This is a genomic window from Paenimyroides baculatum (genome assembly GCF_008629655.1).
Taxonomy (GTDB): domain Bacteria; phylum Bacteroidota; class Bacteroidia; order Flavobacteriales; family Flavobacteriaceae; genus Flavobacterium; species Flavobacterium baculatum.
Genome location: NZ_VWSG01000006.1, coordinates 98,982 through 118,483, shown reverse-complemented (window position 1 = coordinate 118,483; position 19,502 = coordinate 98,982). Strand labels below are relative to the sequence as shown.

Below are 19,502 nucleotides of genomic sequence, written 5' to 3'. Positions count from 1 at the left end.
TAACATTTTTAAATGTCCAAAAAAGATGAGAAAAAGAAACAATTTTTAATAACCCCTAAACAAAAACTTGCACTTAATTATATGCAAGATTCAACCACCAGCGAGATTTTATTAAGTGGTTCAGCTGGCTCTGCAAAATCAATCATTGCCCAATTTTGGGGATTAAAGATGTGCCTAAAATATGAGGGGTTTAGATTGGCAATCGTTAGAAAAAATATCACCGATACATTAAACACCGTAATAAAATCGCTCGATGAAGTGATGGAATTACAAAATATACCAGCATCAGTATATAAATTTGACCGAGGAACATCAACACTAAAATTTGAAAACGGTAGTGAAATAATACTTATCAATGGTGCTGTATTGCCGAGTGATAGAAATAACCAATTAGCCCGATTAGGGTCTTTACAAGTGAGTGCAGTCATATATGACGAAACAAATCAAATCGAATACTTTTTTTACGAAATTATGAACACTCGTATTCGTTTTATTCCACCTTCAATGGCTAATATTGATTATGTTTTTAAATCAATCGCAATCACGAATCCTGATATAAACAGCTGGTTATATAGCTACTTTTGGCAACCCTATGTAAAAGGTGAACTACCCGATTACATGGCTGTTATTCATTCAACGTTAGAAGAAAACCCCCATTTGTCAGAAGCATATAAAAAACGAATGAGGAATTTAAAAGAACCTCAACGGTCAAGGCTTTATCTAGGTAAATGGGTCGGACAATCTAATCAACAATTAATAGAGCCACGCCAATTAAATAACCTATTTAAACCCTTAAATAAAGATTTATTTAAACCTACTCACATATCAGCCGATATTGCCCGAATGGGTGATGATAAAACAGTTTATATTGTTTGGTCAAATTTAACGGTGGTTGATATTATAACCAAATCTAAACAAGACACGCAACAAACGGTTAATGATTTGAAAGCGTTATTAAAAAAATACAATCTACCTAATCATAAATTAATTTGTGATAAAGATAACATTGGTTCAGTAGTAACCGATTTTATCCGTGGTTCGGTGGGCATTCATAACAACGCTGTGCCTATTAACCGTGAGAACTATCAAAATATTAAAACACAACTTTACTATAAATTTGCAGAATTGGTTGATGATATTAGTATCATTTGTGATTTGGCAACACAGGAACAAATAAAGAAAGAGTTTAATGCTATTCAAAGAATTATAAGTGATGGTGATGATAAATTTAAAATCACCTCGAAGAAAGATATTAGGGCATCTATTAATGCCAGCCCAGATTATTGTGATGCTTTAGTGTATGGTTTATACTTCAAATTGCAAAATAATGTGGGTGAATGGTATATTTATTAAAAAACATCAATCAAAATGATTGATGTTTTTTAGTTTATATAATTTTTATATTTGTTCTTATTTTTAAAACATTTATGAAACATAAGAAACTTATTAGCATTATAATTATTGTAGTCATATCTCTATTCTTTATACTACTATTCTCACTTTATTATAATCTCATTACAAATGACATTTTCAAAAATGACCTCACAGATAACGAAAAAATTTTTGGGTCTTTAAATTCGTTAATTTCACCATTTGTTGCAATTATTGCTGTTGTATTAACTTTTTTAGCATTCTATGTACAATATGACTTCAATATAAAACAGACGAAATTTTTAAAAAATGATAAGATAGATAGAAAGGTTGATGAATATAATAAAGTGCTAGATTCTGTAATAACCAATGATAATTATAAAGATTTTAATTACAATTATCTGCTATCATTTTCAACTACCACTCTATTATCAAAATTTGCAAAAACTAAGCAATTAGAAGGGAGTTTCTTTACAGAGATTATAATTAAAGAATATGTATCAACATGCAAACAAAATTTAGATATTACAAAAGATTTTAAAAGTGCTGGTGATTTAATTATGCAATACAATAAGCAAATTGAAACCATCATAGTTACTTATTTTAAATTTGCATACTTACTAGAAGCTTTTAATTATGAACTATCATTACTAAATATTGATGATAAAGAAAAAGTTAAATTGATGTATTTATTTATGAAAAAATTTCAATTGCTTTATCACAATTATGATGAGAATTTCTTTTTTATAACATTATTATATTCAATTAAATTAAAAAAAACAGAAGGTTTAGAAGCTTTAATTTCGAGAGTAATTGTTGAACATTTTAGCAAAGCAAAAGACATGGAGGTCATAAAATCTTTTCTCGAAAAAGTTTTTAAACAAAGAGAATCTTACTTGATTTAATCAATCATAAACTATTAATCACTATATGAAAAATAAAGAGTTAAAACAAAAGAAGTACAAAACAAAACTTGATAAGTTTATTGGTGAAAAATTTCAAAAGATATATAATAAAATTGGCATCGCTGGTAGTATATTTTTTGGTTTGATATTTCTAATTGGTTCAATAATTTTCTTTATTCGCCTTATATCGAATAATTATTTTAGTAAGTTCAATTTTGATTTGTCAGATAAAAATGAGGTTGGTGATGCACTTGGTGGGTTAACAGCACCTTTCATTGGTACTACAGGGGTAATATTAACTTTTCTTGCATTTTGGGTACAATTTAAGTTTAATAAGAAGCAATCTAAATTTTACAAGAAAGATAAAATTGATAGAAAGATTGATGAATATAATAAGTTACTTGAATTAATTATTATAAATAAATCTGAACTTTTTAATAAAATAAAGTTATTAGAAGTTACGATGTTTAGAAGAACATGGATTTCCATTTTAGATAGATATAGAAAAAATAGTCTTGGAAATATAAAGTTGGAAATATTAATATCTTCTGTTTTTTTGGAATGTTTAGAAAAAGAATTAGGGGAAAATGAAGCTTCAAAAATTCCTAATTTAGAGAACGAAGTACAAAAATTTATAAAAACAGTGATTTTAGAAACAGTCACTTTAAGAAAGCTACTGATAACATTTCTAAAAGAAGTTGAAAGTATGGGAATGAAAAAAGAAAAAAAGATTGAGCTTATAAATCTGTTTTTTGATAAATTTTTAATATTAAATGAAAAAACAAATACTTTTATAATATACATATCATTCTATAAATTTATATATACAGATAAATTGCGAGTTGATTTATTATCTGATGGAGATAAAGAAGTATTATCAATTGCAATGGATAATTTACTTCAAATAAATAAGGAAAAAACTAAAGAAATTTTAAGTTATATAGCGTTGAATCATCATTAAAAAACCTCATCACAATAGATGAGGTTTTTACGGTATAAGCATAAAATTACTACTTCTATTAATAGTAAGCTTATGAACTATTACATACACTGTTATAAAGGCTGATTGATAAACACCTAAATAACTATTTGCTGATTCAAGTAGGATTTTATAAATTCTTTTTGATTTTTTATTCTGTAATTTTTGCACACCATTATATACAAAGAACCTAGTTAAATTTGTTATATCTATACTATTTGTTAAGTGGTTAAACAAATATAAAACATTATTAGATGCAGGATTATTAAAGTAAAAATATCCGTTTTTTTCATATAAATTGGAACTAAATCCAATGTGGTTAATTAAAAGTACTTTATTCATTTTTAAAATTTATTTGTTTATAATTCATCAATCAATTTAAAGTTATCTTCAGTATATCCACCCGTTGCCAGCCAAATATCATCTAAATTTCTACATTCCATCAACCGATTTAAAAGATGATTATCATCTTCTGTTTTAACAAATTGATGACCTGTAACACCAAGATATTTAAAGTCTTTTATTTTATCTAAAATAATATAAACCAACACTAATGGTGATGAGGTTTCAATATTTTTAAATTCAAGAATGTTTTTAAACTCAAGAATATTACCAAATTTATTTATCAATATTCTGTTTATTTTATCTGCTTTTTGTTCTATATCCATTAAGCAACATTTTTGATTATTTTATTATCAAATGCTAGAAGAGTATAGTAAGCACCTAAAGTTTCTTCAACCCCATCTAAATTAATATCATCGTACAATTCAACCAAATCATCACACTCACTCATTATACTTTCGTACGCTTTTATCAAGTCAGGAACTATAACATTAAGCAGATATTTGGAATAGTTTGAATATTGAACCTCCTCTAATATCTCATATATTGTACAATTACATTCATTTAAACATTTACCATTCCCAACTATAATATCACCTCCATCACTTACATAACAAATTGGCTCGTTCTTTTCACCGACTATAATTGAAATATCCTGATATACCAATTGAACAGCATTAACCAATACTTTTAATTCTAATTCTTTAATTTCTTTCATTACATTATTTTAATTTAATTATTAAACAAAAAAACAACCTTATCAATAATCAGATAAGGTTGTTACATTATAATAGAATATAATTATCCCATTAGTATATATACTTGCTTATCTTAATCATAAATAATGTTGTTTTAAATTCTCTGCAATATTACAACTAATATTTTACCCTACCAAATATTTATTAAATTATTTTTATAAATAAAGTTATTTTGTTGACATATTATAAATTTGCGTATTAAAAACAATTACAATGTTTAATTTATTAATATTTTTAACTATTTATATTTATTCTGAATAATTACAAAAATTAAATTGCTTAACATTGCCGAAAGGCAACCGAGCGAACGACCAACGGAAGTGAGCGAGGGTAAAAAAAATTAATGTATTATAATATGATGAGGTTCAATAATCAGTATATTTACTATTCTTTAAATCTATTAAAAATGGCTAGTATTGAATATTGCATGTGGCACTTAACACCCAATGGTTGGGTTAACGGAACAGTTAAAACAGATTCACCAAAACTAACTAATAAACCGATTCCTAATGATAGAGTTCTAACATATAAATATGAAGAAAGAATGAAAGGTGCAGAAATCATATCTGACCACACAGAAATATTTAGAATTGATGATAATGATTTAATAGATAAATTATTAAAAAAATATCCTTTTAAAGGTGAGATTATTTTATAAAAGGGTAATAAAATCGATTCAAATTTTTAGACAAGTCTAAAAATAAAATTAGCCAAATCTAACAAAACACCCACCACAATAACCGTGCCGAATATTTTTAAAATATTTTCACTCTCATTGCATTATTCACATTTAATTATTTTCAATAAAATCAAATTTCATTAAGAATATGATAATTTGAATTTGCCCCAATTTATTCCGATAAGTTCCAAATATTCCCAACCATTCCCATTTGGAGGAAATTCGGAGGAATTAAAAAACCTCATCATATTATTTAATTGATTATCAGTATTATAAATCAATATATTTATTTGCATTTGTAAATCAATTCGATACCTCATCAATTGTTATTCCCTCGCTCGGGTTTGCCTGTCGGCAATGGTATCTAATCATCGCTTATTTATCCATTTTTATTCGATTTAAGACACTTTCTCTTTGTTCCCACCCTTTCTCTCATCCCCAATAGTTCCAATAGTTCACAACACATTGCCCTCGCACGAACCCCAATGATTCACAACCATTATAATTTGTCCCGAACTAATTCAACATAGCTTTAAATAATTCGATTTAAGACAGTAAAATTTAAAAGATGATGATGAGGTTCAATATAAAAAGATGATGGCTTAAATGTGATGAATTGAAAGGGTGAAATTGATGGGCATAATGGGTAATTTTCAATTATCATATTCGCAATAAAACAGATAGTAAACGATATAATATTGAGAATAATACAAAAGTGTTAAAGTTTCAAATAGACTAAAATTTAACATTTGCCGACAGGCAACCCGAGCCTTTAGGCGAGGGGGTATTAATTAGATTGATGTATTTTTTATATTAGTCTAATTTTATTTTTAGACAAACCTAAAAATAAATTACGCTATTTCGTAAATTTTTCACCGTGGTAAGTATCCAAACATTTTTGGGCGATATGTCGAAAAAGTAATATAAAGCATCTGATAATATTAATATATAAGTAAATCAAATATCACGATGACTTTTAAAAATATTTACAACAAATATAACTCTAAAAATGATATTGCTTATAAAGATTATGTCCGATTTTCAAAGGGTCTAAATGAGAATATAACAGTTGATGAATTATACACTCTATTAGCTGAATTCTATCATGTTGATAAATCAATCTTTGATGACATTATGCCCGAACAATTAGAACAACTAACAGGTAAAATAAAAGATATTGCACAAACCTCATCACCATTAGTAAACCGTTTTAAACTTAATGGTGTAGAATATGGACTTATTCCAAATTTTTCAAAAATAACTGCTGGTGAATTAATAGACCTTGATACTTTACTATCACAAGAAAATATAACAGGTGTTGTATCTATTCTTTATAGACCAATAATTAAATCACAATGGAATCCTTTCGGAATATTAGGACAAAAGCGATATAAAATAGAAAAGTATAAAGAACCTAATTACAAAGATTTTGAATCTGTACCACTTAATATTGTTGATGGTGTCATGGATTTTTTTTTGTCGAGTTATCTTCAATTAAATCAAGATTTGTAGAGATATACAACCCAACCCCTATTGCATTTAATAATTCTAAACCATTAACAGAAACAACCATTGCAAGAAAATTAAACGCATACGGTAACTACATGGAATTGGTCAACCTTTGGGCAAGTGACCAACCTCATCGTTATTCAAAAGCATTTAAGCTTAAAGCCACTACTTTTTTAGCACACACACAATATAAGCTATTGAGAAAGAAACGAGAGCAAGAAATTTTAAATGAACAACAACCAAAAAAATAAAATTATGAAATGGAATTATATAATGCCACATCAACCATTATAAAAATATTTAATGATAACCCTTTAATCAACACTATTACAACAGAAGATTCTAGTAACATCGACTATAATAAAACAAATATCTATCCATTAGTAAATATTGAATTAATTGATTCTATCCCTAATGAGATAGTACAAACATTCAACTATGAAATTATTGTTGTACAGCAACAGGAAATTAAAAAAGACCTCAACGCAAAGAAGTATGACAATAATAATACACTAGATAATCACAACGAGTGTAACCAAATTTTAATGTCCTTTTTAAATACCATTAGAAAATCCCAAACAATGAATTTGGTCAATACACCAACATTTAATTATCTATTTAACGCATCTGTAAATGGTATAGATGGAATACAAACATTCATTTCTGTTGGGGTTTTAAACACCAATAAATTCTGCTAAAAAATAATTATTAAAATGAAAACATCACTATGGAAAGCATCTAAAAACTTTGAAAAAGAGTTAAGAAAGAACGCAAAGCCGAGTAAAGATACAGGCACATTAGATAGGTCTTTTAAAAATAAAGGCTATTCTATTGATGATAATGGTGATAAGATAACTATTAGTTGTGAGGTCGAATATTATGCAAAATATGTAGATGGTGGTAAGAATAATCAACGAGCAAAAGACTTTATTACCAAATCAATAGAAAATATTGCACCATCTGTTACAGGTGATATTATTTCACATCAATTTGAAGAATTGGAAAAACTATTTTATACAGATACAAATATTTCATCATATTCTTCAAGACAAAAAAAATACATCTAATAAATGAATCTAACAATATCACCACCTTTTTACGGTGGTTACAATTATCACATCGGTACAAATTCATCTTATTTTATAAATGCCAATGGTGCATCAGGAACAGTATATTATAAATGTCATTTATACTGCTGGTCGGGTGCTAGAACAATTACTACACCATTAGAACCAATTGTTACGATAGAAAAAGAAGTGCTAAATCAACATTCATATTATTTCGATATTTCCGATTATCTAAAAATATTAATTGAACCTGAAATACATGATTTTTTAAATTCAGAAGATTATGATTGTGGGTATCGATGGGTATGCTGGAAAATCGAATATTTCGATGGATTAAGCAATCTAATACACACCTATTCATCACCACAATACTTTGCATCTGCTGGGTTTAGATGGAATGAATATGTATCAAACGCCCCCCGATGTTGATTCTACAGGTCAAGAATACCCTATTTATGCAGGTACAGACAAGCAATATAAATTACAACATCTGCCAATTAAAAAGAATGATTTAGGAATCTATTATAATTTTCTATTTACTGCTGATAGAACACATTCATCTAGTTTGATAGAATATTATGATTATGTAGAAGAAGAAAAAACTGCAAATGAATGTGCTTATGATTTTCAAATTTGCTTTATAAACAGATTCGGGGCATTTGAATATTTCCCTTTGTACGGTAAAGTTGTACAATCTACTGCAATGAGTAAAACACATTATAATTCGGTTGTACCTAATTATGGCTATTTAAGATTAATTAACTATAAACCCGAATTAACGCAAAAATCTGAAAATAAATATAGCTGGTCATCATCGCAATTAGATGAGATGTTTTATTTAAAAATAGAAGAGATAAATCATTCACCATTATTGTTTATGTACAATTGTGACACAAGAAAAATAGAACAAGTATATATATCATCTAACAATTATATGCAAAAGACGTTCAAAAATGACAAGAACAAACAGACCTATAACATCGAATTTACATCGGTGCACAACAAGAAAAAATAACAAATACTAAAATGCTTGAAATATTTGTAAATATTCAAACAAATGAAACGTATGGTTTAAAAATTTGGCACAAATTAAACATATATGAAGATGAATCGGTACAGATGGAATTTAAAACAACCGACTTAAAAGATATTGATGAATCTTATTCGACATTTACTCAAGATTTCCTAATACCAGCATCACCAAATAACAATAAGGCTTTTAAATACTTTTTTGATACTAATATAAATCGAACAAAAATACAATTCTTTGATTGTCAAATTCATGTAAATGGAATAAAGAATAAAGTGGGTCGATTAGGTGTAATGGCAGGTGAAAAACAAGAAGGCAAATTAATAAATTATTCAGTATCATTTTATTCAGGCGTACAGCCATTAAAAGAAAGAATAGGTGAAGCAAAATTATCTGAATTAGATTTTAGCGACATAAATTTATATTGGAACATTACGAACGTTCGTAATGTCATTTATGGCAACAATCCAAATATAAAAATTCCTTTAATCAGTAATTCAAGGGTTTGGAATATTGGCGAGAATGATAATAATGATATAGCATCACCAAAAGCAATTAACACAGGCGAATTAAGACCAGCACTAAAAGTTTCTACAATAATAGATAAGATTAAAAGTCACTTTGAACTTGAACTTGATTTTAGTACCAAAATCAATAATTTACTAGAAAAGATGTATGTGTGGTGCAACAAAGAAGTTGAAGATGTCAATGAAATATTACTTGTACCAACAACCACTTTTATTACCATGCAATCGCCTATTAATAGACCATTTAATGATAATGCTAGTTTATACCCTAATATTTATGGTACTACAAATGGTTTTCGGGTTGTTGAAACCCCATCAACTAGAATTACAAATTGTGCTATATCATTTGAAGTTGTTAACCCAACAAAAGTTATTGATGCTAATCTATATACTGATAATTTAAAGATTAGAATGGTTGAATTAGATGGAGTTGGTGGCAATGTTATTAGAGAAACAATACTTGATGGGGCAAGAAATAACAATACATATTCTTTTGTTGCATCATTTCAAAACAGAAATAGAACAAAGTATTTTGAAGCTTATTTGAGTGGTGATGTACCGATAAATATTGAGAAATTTAATATGTCTGTGAAAGGTCTAAATTTAGACACTTTTTCTTCTGTAAATGGAAACGACACAAGGTACATTGTATCACGCACAAGTGTAAACAACGTACCACCATCATCATTGGTTATGTTTGATTTTGCTAAAACTTTAGACTTTCCTGTTATAGATTTTTTATCATCTATTGTTAAGACATTCAATATCAAAATACTAGAGGATAAGGACAAAATTTATAAAATGAATTGGGTTAATAAATTCCACAATAACCCGATTGACATTACTAAATACATAGATTACGAACAGCATGGTGTTGAAAGCCAACAAAGATATAAGACAATTAAATTTACTCATAACGAAGAAGACTACTTGAGAAACGAAGCTTTTCGGGATTTGATGGGTAAAGAATACGGAACAGAATATTATCAGAGTGATAACCGAGATTTAAGCGAAGATTTTAAAGTTGAAAGTGGGTTTAGCATTCTATCATATTACTTGTTAAAGAACAGCAATATTATCACATCGTATGGGTTTGATAGTGATTACAAACCTGTTGACCCCAAATCACCAACCATATTTTTTGCAAATGCACCACAACAAATAATAGCAACAAAGAATGATGGTACAGTTGCACAAGTACAACTAAAACACGGTACACAAACAGTTCTATTAAGCAATTATACACCGATGCAGAATACTGATGGATTAGATGAACTGTCAACAAAAGCATCATTAACATTCAATAACGAGATTTTTCCGATTGATAATGAAGAATGTTTGACATCATTATATTCAGAGTTTTATGATAGAGATTTTAAAAAGATGTACACAAATAATGTGTACTTAAACACATTTACTGCCTATCTGCCAACCACTATAATTAATACTATTAGTATGCAGAATACAATAATAATTGGTGGTGATAAATACTCGATTTACGAAATGTCAATTGATGTAAATACAGGTAAATCTGAATTTAAACTATTTAATTATTATAAAGAATTTGATGATGTATCATCAGTTTTATATCCACCCTATTTTGGTGCTGAATATGATGAGTATTACCCATTGAAAATTAAATATTATATGAATTCTGGATTTGATAACCCATCTGTTGCTGAAATTACTCATTACATTATTGATTATAAAAATACAACAACAGGTGTTAATCAACAATTGATAATAGATTATGTTGATGGGGTTAGTTTGGTTGGTCAAATTAATTCGGGGGCTGGAACATTCGAGGTTAAGGCAAAAATCATAAATGATGAAACAGAATCTAATTGGTCAAATACACAAACAGTTACGGTACCAGCACCACCAACACAAATTATTTATCCACCAACATTTTTTGCTGGGTCAGATGAAGCTGGTAAAATTAATTATGGTATAAATCAAGGTGAAAACCTAGAAACACCATCGCACTATAGAATAGAATATATAAAGATACCATCAGGAACAAGCCAAACCACAACACTTGTTGCTGTACCAATGCAAAGTATGGTGGGTGCTATATCTGTTAGTAGTGGTACTTATAATGTAAGAGCACAATGTGTTTATAGTGGCGAATATGGGCAATGGTCGCCAATAACAACTGTAACAGTTGCATAAAAATTAATAATATGAAATGTTTAAAATAATTTATTATGGTTTAAAGACTACTAAAAATAAAAATACATATCAATATCGGTTACTAACAGGCTCGTATTTAGAGCCTGCAAACCCATTGAAATTATTGGCTATTCGCTATTTATCATTTGTTATGAATGGTTTGAACAAACTTTTTAACCCTCGTAAAAATGAACAAAATGGATAATGGCAAGCAATCGCAAAGAAGAAATAAGAGTTGAATGGCAGATTAATAAAAATAGTGCTATACAACAATTAAATGAGGTTAAACAAGCTGTAAGCGATAACGCTTATGAAGTTGACAAACTAAATCAAGCCCAATATAGATTAGAAGCAGAGTATAAAAAGTTTGAAAAAACTCTTGATTCGGTTGGTGATGAATTGGGAGAAAATGAAGTTGCTAATAATGATTTAGCAAAAGCAATTGAAAAGCTAGAGCAACGAATAAACAATGTAGATACAGCAATAGTTGAGTATAAATCACATTTAGAAGAAGTCACAAAAGCTAATAATACACTTGACAAAGCAATTGATAAAGTTGCATCATCGGTTGATGATGCTAAAAAATCTATAGATAAAGCATCTGCATCAAATAAAAAGTTAGCCGATTCATCAAAAGAAGTTGAAACGACTACAAAGGCATCGGCTAGTGAGCTAGTGGCATCGGCTGGGATTTGGGAACATTTGGATTCCGTTACGATGGGTTTGAGTTCAAAATTTCGTGACTTTATTGGGGTTCAGGGAGGATTAAAAGGAGCATTAACAGCAACATCACGAGAATTTACAACATTAAACACTTTGCAAAAGGCAACAGTTGTTACAACTAATGCTGTAAAGTTGGCGATGAAAACCCTTTTAACGGCAACAGGTATTGGATTATTAGTCGTTGCAGTCGGTTCAATAGCAGAGCATTGGGATAGTATAGTTGACAGCGTAAAGGGTTTTGTTTCCGAAAGTTATAAGGCTAATAGTGCATTAATTGAATCAAATAATTTGGAGGTCGAAAAGTTATCTAAAATCGACAATCAAACCGAGCAAATGAAATTGCAAGGCATGACCGATGCTCAAATTAATAAGAAGAAATTAGAAGCATACGAACAAATCCTTAAAAAAGAAAAGGAAACTCTTCAAGCCATAAAAGAAAAAGACAAACAAAATGTTAAGTGGACTACTAACATTAAGGTCAAATTTATGGAGGCTGTTAGTTGGGTCGTTAAAGGTTTAGGATTTCTAATGAAAGCTATAACAACCCCTACAGAAGTGTTTTTAGGAATGTTGGAAAAGGGAATTAATTCTTTAATTGATTCATCGGTTGGTAAATTTCTTGGATTAAGTGGCAAAGTAGATTTAACATTTGTACATGGCAACATCGACAAGGTAATGAATGATGTCGATGCTTATGTGAAGAAGAAAACAAGCGAATGGCGTAATGCTGACTATGAAGAATCTGACGAATATAAACAACAACTTTCAAAAGTTGAAAGCATGGAAGAAAAACGTGCAGGTCAAATAAACAAAATCAACGATTCAAAAAAAGGTGGCACAAAAGCTAGTAGTTCTAAAGATGATATTAAAAAAGCAGAAGAAGAATTAAAAGCATGGCAAAACGCAATAGCATCATTATTAAATGACACTAATATTCTTTTAAACTCGGATAATCCTATTGAAAAAAGACTATCAGAAATTAAAAAAGCCGAAGATGATTATATTTCAGAACAATCTAAAAAGTATGAAGAATTAGCCAAAAACAGAAAAAAAGGTACACCCGAATATGAAAAGGATAAGGCAATTATTGATGATTATTACAATAATTTATTCGACAAACTAAATACAGAAAAGGTAACTATTACCAACAACACCAAAGCATTTGAAGAATTATCAAAAAAAATAAATGATGGTTCAATGACTGCTAAAGAGATGAAGAAAGAGATTGATAAGTTTCTTAAAGGTGTTGAAAATTCTGAAATGCGTGATGAGTGGTCTAAATTACTAGGGTTAGAACAAATTGAGAATGCAATTTCTTTGATTGGTGAACTGAAAGACGAGATTAAAGATTATGAAATTGATACAACCGAATCTTTCAGCAAGAATAAGGAAAATCTTGCTAAAACTTTAGCTGATAATATAGTTCTAATTGAAAAAGAGCGTGATGAAAAATTAAAGCAACTTGGAGATGATGAAAAATTTGCTAATGAGCGTAAACAAATACAAGCTGATGCAGATAATGCGATAACTGAACAGCAAGAAGCACATAGCAAGGCTGGTAAAGAATTAAATAAAATTCGAGGTGAACAAATCCGTGATATGGCATCAGCCACCATTGATGGTTTAGCAAATTTAAACAATGCTTTAGGTGAGAATTTTGAAATTTCAAAAATGCTTTCGGCTGGTTCGGCAATTATCAATACGTGGGAAGGAGTGACAAATAATTTGGCTCAATACCCACAGCCTGTGGCTGGTATAATGGCTGGCGTAACAATAGCGAGTGGTTTAGCATCAGTAATTTCGATTTTAAAAACCACGCCCGAGAGTGCTGGCTCAAATTTACCAACACCAGCAAATCTAGAGGGGGCGAAAAACATGCCGAATGTACAGTTTATGCAAAGCGAAACATCACAATTACAGAATACAATTAACCAGCAAAATAACCAAGATAACACGGTTAAGGCTTATGTAGTCGGTAAAGATGTGACCTCACAAGCTGAAAAGGATTCGATTAAAAAGAAAAATTCATCTTTATAAAAAAGAAATATAGAAAAAAGCATTAAAAAGATGCTTTTTTCTTGTTTTTAAGCGAAAAATCAAAAAAACGATTTTAAATATTAATATATAGTTTAAATGAAATTCATTAAAAATGAAATTATTTGAATTAGTCTTTAATGAAGATGGCGACAAAGATGGAGTATTTGCGATTTCTTTGGTTAATGACCCTGCAATTGAAATTAAAGCACTTCAATTTTCGAATGAAAAGCCAACACCAACACACTATGAGTTAAATGAAAAAGTTGTTGATTTTCTTAAACAAAACGGACAAACACCACTTAAATATAATAAAGATTATCAGCTTTTAGATATTGAGAAAATTGATGATGATTATGAATTTAATGATGTTCTTTATTTTGCAAGTGAAGATAATAATCATTTTGAAATTAGATATAGATATAGTGGTGGTTTAAATCCAAATTCACGCAATTTTTGCAAAACCTTAATAGGCTGGAATCAAGAATTTACTAAAGATGAAATTGCACTATTTGATGACCTAAACCCAGATTTAGCACCAAAGGGTAAAAATTCATATTCCGTTTTTAAATTTAAGGGAGGAAAATACTGTAAACATTATTGGGAAAGGCTAATATATTGGAACGAAAAAGAATCACCACTAACATACGAACAGGCACTTAAACAAATGCCACGTAATTTAGTTAAGCAGATTTCAAAGCTACCAAAAGAGGTCGGGCAAATTGCCAACGCATCTAACAATTATTGGCGATTAAATTTCAACAATGAGAAAGAACGAATATTAACACAACCTGTGCTAATTCCAAATAAAAAGATATTTAGAAAAAATATAAATGGTGAGCAAGCAGAAGTATTTGCATCAGCTGAAACCATTAAAAAGTTAGCTCAAAATTTCTTCAAAAATTCCAATCAAAACAATTCAACAATCGAACACATTACACCAATTACAGGTGCAACAGTATTTGAAAGTTGGATTATTGAAAACCCCGAAAACGATAAGGCAAACGAACTAGGATTTAAAGACCTACCTAAAGGCACTTGGTTAGTTAGTATGATTTTATCGGAGGAATTATGGAATGAATATGTAGCAAACAATGGGCAAATACAAGGCTTATCGGTTGATTTAAGCATTGATTTTAAAGAAGTTAATAATCAACCAATTTTATTTAAAAATGAAAAAAGAAAAATGACAAAACAAGATTTGTTAAGAAAATTGAAGAACAAAATCAATTTAAAATTCAATTCTGAAATGACTGTTGTTGACCAAGAAAAAAACTATTCTTTCGCTGGTTCTGAACCTGTTGGTGCAACATTAGTTGATGCAGATGGTAATGCTGTTGCTGATTTTAAATTTAGCTATGATGGTGTTGATTATGTAACTAATGCTGATGGTGTAATTGATTTAGCAGTTGCAGAGGTTGTTGAAATGAATGATGAAGAAGCTGATGCAATAGTTGATGAGATTACAGAATTAGTTGCAGAGGTTGTTGCAGAAGACACAGCAAACACAGATAGTATTATTGCTGAATTACAGGCAAAAATCACTGAATTAGAAGCAAAATTGGCTGAAAAAGATGATGAAGTTGTTGAACTAAAAAAACAGACACCTGTTAAAAAAATTGGATTTAGCAAAGAAAAAGCTAATGCACCAACTAACGAAACTTTTTTACAAAAAGTAAACCGTTTGAGAAACAAATAATAACAAGAATAATTGTTTAACGATTCCACAGGAATCACAAAATCTTATAAAAATGAAATAGAAAAAAATGGCTGTAAATAAAGATACAGAATATAAAGGAGAATACGCAGAGGAAATTTTAATTGATATTTTCATGCAAGGCGATACCTTATCTAAAGGATTAGTAAAATCATTAGAAAATGTTGGAACAGATTCTTATTACATCAGAAAATCAAGTGCAGAAGATGGATTAATGGACTACATCTGTGATTTTGAACCAACCAATGACATAACTCTTGATGAAGTAAGAGTTGACTTAAAAAAACTTACGTTCCAGCTAGAAGCGTGTAAAGAAGATTTGCGTAGAAATTCGGCTGGTAAAATGAATGGTAAACAATCATTTGAAGCACCTCAAGATGAAGTTGATGCAATTATGTTAGATTTAAACAACAAATTAGGTTTTAAATTTGAAAAATTGCTTTGGACAGGTAACAAAACTGTTACAGGTGAATTTGATGGCTTTTTAACTGGATTAACACCAACAGATGAGGTTGATTTATCAACACCAACAGATGTTGTAAGTGCATTAGAATTGGCGATTGATTCGACTAAAGAAGAAATTTTGCAAGCACCAGACTTTAAACTTGTTGTGTCATCTGATGTGTTGAGAAAATACAACCGTGCATTAGACCAACGTGGGTACATGCAAGAAGATTCATATTTTGATGGCTACAAAATTGAAACGGCAAATGGTTTACCAAAAGGAACAATTTTAACCTATAACCATGGTAACTTAAATGTTGTATCTGATTTAACTTCAAATATCACAAATATTACAGTAGCTGACTTTACAGATAAATTAGTTCATAAAATTGGATTACGTTCAGATTTCAAAGTTACAACTGCTATCGTTGATAAAACAGATGTTGTTTATATCAAGGCTCAAATGAGCGAATAACAAAAAATACTTCAAAGGGTGGCATATAACCCACCCTTTCTTATAAAAATTAACCAAAAATAAATGAGTTGTGTAACTTTATCACAAGGATTTAATATTGAAGACGATTGTTTTGGTAACAACGCTGGTGGTATAAAATCAATCAGTATTGCACCATTTAAAAGAGCAATTACAGAAAGACCAACAGACGGAATTTTAGCACAAATACCAACTGTCATCACCAAATTATATAAGTATCAATTAAAGAATACAGGGAATGTTTGGACAGAAACTCAAACCAAAGATGAAAACACTAAAAGTTCTTCTTTTGCTGGTTCTTTAACTACTATTTTGAATACCATGAGTAGTTCAGTTGTTAATGAACTATATCAAATGACATTAGGCTATTTATATGTTTTTATTGAAATGAATAATGGTGATGTTATATTAGTAGGTGGCGAGTTCGGTGCATCAGCGAGTTTAGCACTTGCAAGTGGTGGAGCATTAACTGATGCAACATCAAGCACTATCACTATTACAACTACCGAGCGTTTTCCTGCTTTGTATTTATCTAGTTCGGCAATGACTACTTATATCACATTGCATGATTAATATTAAAATCTTTTAAAAAATAAAACCGACATTTTATATGTCGGTTTTCTAATTTAATATATACTATAAATAAGTTTTTTAAATGAAAATTCAAAAAACAGAAAATATTGATAATCTAGTATTTACTAACATTTATCTAATTCCGAGAAAAGCAAAAAAGAGTAAAAATACTACTATTCAAATATTCGCTAATTCAACTATTTTTTACGCCAACTCAACACAAATAAAGGTTACAACCACAACATTTGGTGGAATTGATTTAACAATTAGTGAAGATGTTACGGTTAATTTACGAGATGAATTAACTGATAAAGGATATTCTTTTGCTGGTCAATTGGTAAAAGAAGAAAAAGCATATAATTTATCTTTTTTGGCGAATGATTTTAATTACAAAATAGATAACAAATATGAAATGACAATTATAAATGATTCAGATGAAGTTATTTATAATGGCAAATTGCTGGTAACTAATCAGCAACCCCAAAAATTTACCTATAATTAATGAACATTAATAATGATGCTAATGCAAAAAGAAAATTAAATAATAATAGAAAGAAGCCACAACATAGCGATGTTGAAGTAATTAATTTCAACATTGAAATTCCTTCATTTGACCCAATTATTAGCCGTGACAATATCGTTGAAAATGGACATAACAACAGTATTTATGATTTTGTTGATGAGTGCTTTAAAGTTAGTCCAACAAATTCGGCAATCATAAATTCAATAAAGAACTATATTATAGCCGATGGTCTTTTTGATAAAAATGGATACGATATTTATCAACACATAGAGAAAGAAGATATTGAACTAATCGCATTAGATTTTAAAAAATACGGTGGCTATGCCCTTCAGATTCTTTGGGGATTAGACGAACAGATTCAAAAAATTAAATACTTAAATATTAAAAAAGTATTATTACAAATTGATAATTTTGGTGATGTCAATGGCTATTGGTATAGCTTTAATTTGCATAAGCAATCGCAATTTCCTAAACAGTTTTATCCAAAATTTGATGGCACGTTTAAGCAAACAGAAGATGAAAAATTTTATCGTGAAATTTTAGTTGTACAAAGAACATCGGGCGAAGATTTCTACAGCAATTGTGACTACCTCCCAGCACTTTCATGTGCGAAATTGGAGGGCGAGTTAATAAAATCTGCAATCACATTTACAAATAATAATTTCACGGCTGGTGTGATAATAAACTGTAACGGTTTATTACCACCTACAGATGAATTGAGAGAAAAATATAAGCAAAAAATATTAAATGAATTAACAGGTGCTAATAACACAGCTAGAACGATAGTATCATTTAATGTAAATGCAGAACAAACGATGACAGCCGAAGTGTTGCCAACAAATGAGATGAGTGACACCTTCTCACTGTTCTCACAAGAAGCACAATCTAAATTAATTTTAGGTCATGCAACATTACCACAATTACATTCGGGGTTTACACAATCTCATAACCTTGGCACGAGTAAAGAGGAATTGAAGCAAGCAGTTGAATCATTATATATAAGAACAGTAAACCCGATGCGTAATACTATTTGTAACGGTTTGCACAAAGTTTTTAAACACATTAATCCAAACATTGATTTAAAGTTCAAAGATTTTGCTTGGCTAAATGAAGATAAAAATGAAGAAAATAATAATGGCTAAAGAAATAATTTATTTACTGAATCAAAATGATTTACCGAGGTTGACAAGCATATCGGGTAATATTGATATTGATTATATTAAACCCTATGTTAAGATGGCACAGGATAGTAATTTAAAGACAATTTTAGGCGAACAATTATACAAGAAAATTGAAAATGACTTTGAATCTGACTCTTTGGCTGGTGATTACTTAACTATTTATGACGAATACATCGTTGATATGTTGGTTTATTATAGTGCTTATTATCTTATATCATTCCACAATTATAAGATAAGCAATAACGGAATTTTGAAGGCATCGCCCGAAAATCAGGAAACTATCGACAATTTGGATATAGAGAAAATTGCTAGCAAATATCTACAATTAGGTGCAAGCGTTGAATTAAGATTTAACCAAGAAAAGCACAAATATAATATTCCCGAATTGCAGTCAAAAAATTGTGGTGATGCTAATTCGGGCAGTTACCAAATGAATTGGTTTTTGTAACCAATCAAAGAAAAAAATGTTTAACCA

Annotated in this window: 20 protein-coding genes; 17 read left to right on the top strand and 3 right to left on the bottom strand. The window is 29.4% G+C overall.

Going from position 1 to position 19,502, the window contains the following annotated elements:
• The first annotated feature begins 12 nt into the window (after window positions 1–12).
• The 3 genes from F0460_RS09420 to F0460_RS09410 all read left to right on the top strand — a co-directional run bounded on the left by F0460_RS09420 (window position 13) and on the right by F0460_RS09410 (window position 3,237).
• On the top strand, window positions 13–1,353 hold the full coding sequence (locus F0460_RS09420; RefSeq protein WP_150012560.1) for a phage terminase large subunit: 1,341 nt from the start codon (window positions 13–15) through the stop codon (window positions 1,351–1,353).
• Between the two features lie 74 nt (window positions 1,354–1,427).
• Window positions 1,428–2,276, top strand: a complete 849-nt coding sequence (locus F0460_RS09415; protein WP_150012558.1) for a hypothetical protein — start codon at window positions 1,428–1,430, stop codon at window positions 2,274–2,276.
• A 25-nt stretch (window positions 2,277–2,301) separates the two neighbouring features.
• Window positions 2,302–3,237: a hypothetical protein gene (locus F0460_RS09410; RefSeq protein WP_150012556.1), complete on the top strand. Its 936-nt coding sequence runs from the start codon at window positions 2,302–2,304 to the stop codon at window positions 3,235–3,237.
• A gap of 27 nt (window positions 3,238–3,264) precedes the next feature.
• On the opposite strand, the gene F0460_RS09405 is transcribed toward F0460_RS09410, so the two are convergent.
• From F0460_RS09405 to F0460_RS09395, 3 genes are read right to left on the bottom strand one after another with little or no spacing between them, the layout of a single operon-like run.
• A complete protein-coding gene (locus F0460_RS09405) occupies window positions 3,265–3,597 on the bottom strand; it encodes a hypothetical protein (protein WP_150012554.1) in 333 nt (110 codons plus the stop codon).
• 17 nt (window positions 3,598–3,614) lie between these two features.
• Complete coding sequence (locus F0460_RS09400) at window positions 3,615–3,923, bottom strand: hypothetical protein (RefSeq protein ID WP_150012552.1); 309 nt, start codon at window positions 3,921–3,923, stop codon at window positions 3,615–3,617.
• Entirely contained in the window at window positions 3,923–4,315 is a 393-nt protein-coding gene (locus F0460_RS09395; RefSeq protein WP_150012550.1) for a hypothetical protein, read from the bottom strand. The genes F0460_RS09400 and F0460_RS09395 overlap by 1 nt, the downstream gene beginning before the upstream one ends.
• 446 nt (window positions 4,316–4,761) lie before the next feature.
• On the opposite strand from F0460_RS09395, the gene F0460_RS09390 reads away from it, so the two are divergent.
• From F0460_RS09390 to F0460_RS09325, 14 genes are all read left to right on the top strand, one after another.
• Window positions 4,762–5,013: a hypothetical protein gene (locus F0460_RS09390; RefSeq protein ID WP_150012548.1), complete on the top strand. Its 252-nt coding sequence runs from the start codon at window positions 4,762–4,764 to the stop codon at window positions 5,011–5,013.
• A gap of 990 nt (window positions 5,014–6,003) precedes the next feature.
• Entirely contained in the window at window positions 6,004–6,546 is a 543-nt protein-coding gene (locus tag F0460_RS09385; RefSeq protein ID WP_150012546.1) for a hypothetical protein, read from the top strand.
• A gap of 257 nt (window positions 6,547–6,803) precedes the next feature.
• Entirely contained in the window at window positions 6,804–7,241 is a 438-nt protein-coding gene (locus tag F0460_RS09380) for a hypothetical protein (RefSeq protein ID WP_150012544.1), read from the top strand.
• 15 nt (window positions 7,242–7,256) lie between these two features.
• Window positions 7,257–7,610: an HK97 gp10 family phage protein gene (locus F0460_RS09375; protein WP_150012542.1), complete on the top strand. Its 354-nt coding sequence runs from the start codon at window positions 7,257–7,259 to the stop codon at window positions 7,608–7,610.
• Between the two features lie 3 nt (window positions 7,611–7,613).
• Window positions 7,614–8,039, top strand: coding sequence for a hypothetical protein (locus F0460_RS09370; RefSeq protein ID WP_150012540.1), 426 nt, complete (start codon window positions 7,614–7,616; stop codon window positions 8,037–8,039).
• Window positions 8,014–8,625 carry a hypothetical protein gene (locus F0460_RS09365; protein ID WP_150012538.1) on the top strand — a complete coding sequence of 204 codons (612 nt, stop codon included), beginning with the start codon at window positions 8,014–8,016 and terminating at the stop codon, window positions 8,623–8,625. Before F0460_RS09370 ends, F0460_RS09365 begins: the two co-directional genes overlap by 26 nt.
• 11 nt (window positions 8,626–8,636) lie before the next feature.
• A complete protein-coding gene (locus tag F0460_RS09360) occupies window positions 8,637–11,339 on the top strand; it encodes a hypothetical protein (RefSeq protein WP_150012536.1) in 2,703 nt (900 codons plus the stop codon).
• A 204-nt stretch (window positions 11,340–11,543) separates the two neighbouring features.
• Window positions 11,544–14,099, top strand: a complete 2,556-nt coding sequence (locus F0460_RS09355) for a rhoptry family protein (RefSeq protein WP_150012534.1) — start codon at window positions 11,544–11,546, stop codon at window positions 14,097–14,099.
• A 112-nt stretch (window positions 14,100–14,211) separates the two neighbouring features.
• Window positions 14,212–15,795 (top strand): XkdF-like putative serine protease domain-containing protein, encoded by a 1,584-nt coding sequence (locus F0460_RS09350; protein ID WP_150012532.1) that lies wholly within the window; start codon window positions 14,212–14,214, stop codon window positions 15,793–15,795.
• A 67-nt stretch (window positions 15,796–15,862) separates the two neighbouring features.
• A complete protein-coding gene (locus F0460_RS09345) occupies window positions 15,863–16,732 on the top strand; it encodes a hypothetical protein (protein WP_150012530.1) in 870 nt (289 codons plus the stop codon).
• A 63-nt stretch (window positions 16,733–16,795) separates the two neighbouring features.
• Window positions 16,796–17,323, top strand: a complete 528-nt coding sequence (locus F0460_RS09340) for a hypothetical protein (RefSeq protein WP_150012528.1) — start codon at window positions 16,796–16,798, stop codon at window positions 17,321–17,323.
• Between the two features lie 82 nt (window positions 17,324–17,405).
• A complete protein-coding gene (locus F0460_RS09335) occupies window positions 17,406–17,825 on the top strand; it encodes a hypothetical protein (RefSeq protein WP_150012526.1) in 420 nt (139 codons plus the stop codon).
• Entirely contained in the window at window positions 17,825–18,988 is a 1,164-nt protein-coding gene (locus tag F0460_RS09330; protein WP_150012524.1) for a hypothetical protein, read from the top strand. The genes F0460_RS09335 and F0460_RS09330 overlap by 1 nt, the downstream gene beginning before the upstream one ends.
• The gene (locus F0460_RS09325) at window positions 18,966–19,475 is read left to right on the top strand and encodes a DUF6712 family protein (protein ID WP_150012522.1); all 510 of its coding nucleotides are present in this window, start codon (window positions 18,966–18,968) and stop codon (window positions 19,473–19,475) included. The genes F0460_RS09330 and F0460_RS09325 overlap by 23 nt, the downstream gene beginning before the upstream one ends.
• Window positions 19,476–19,502 lie beyond the last annotated feature (27 nt).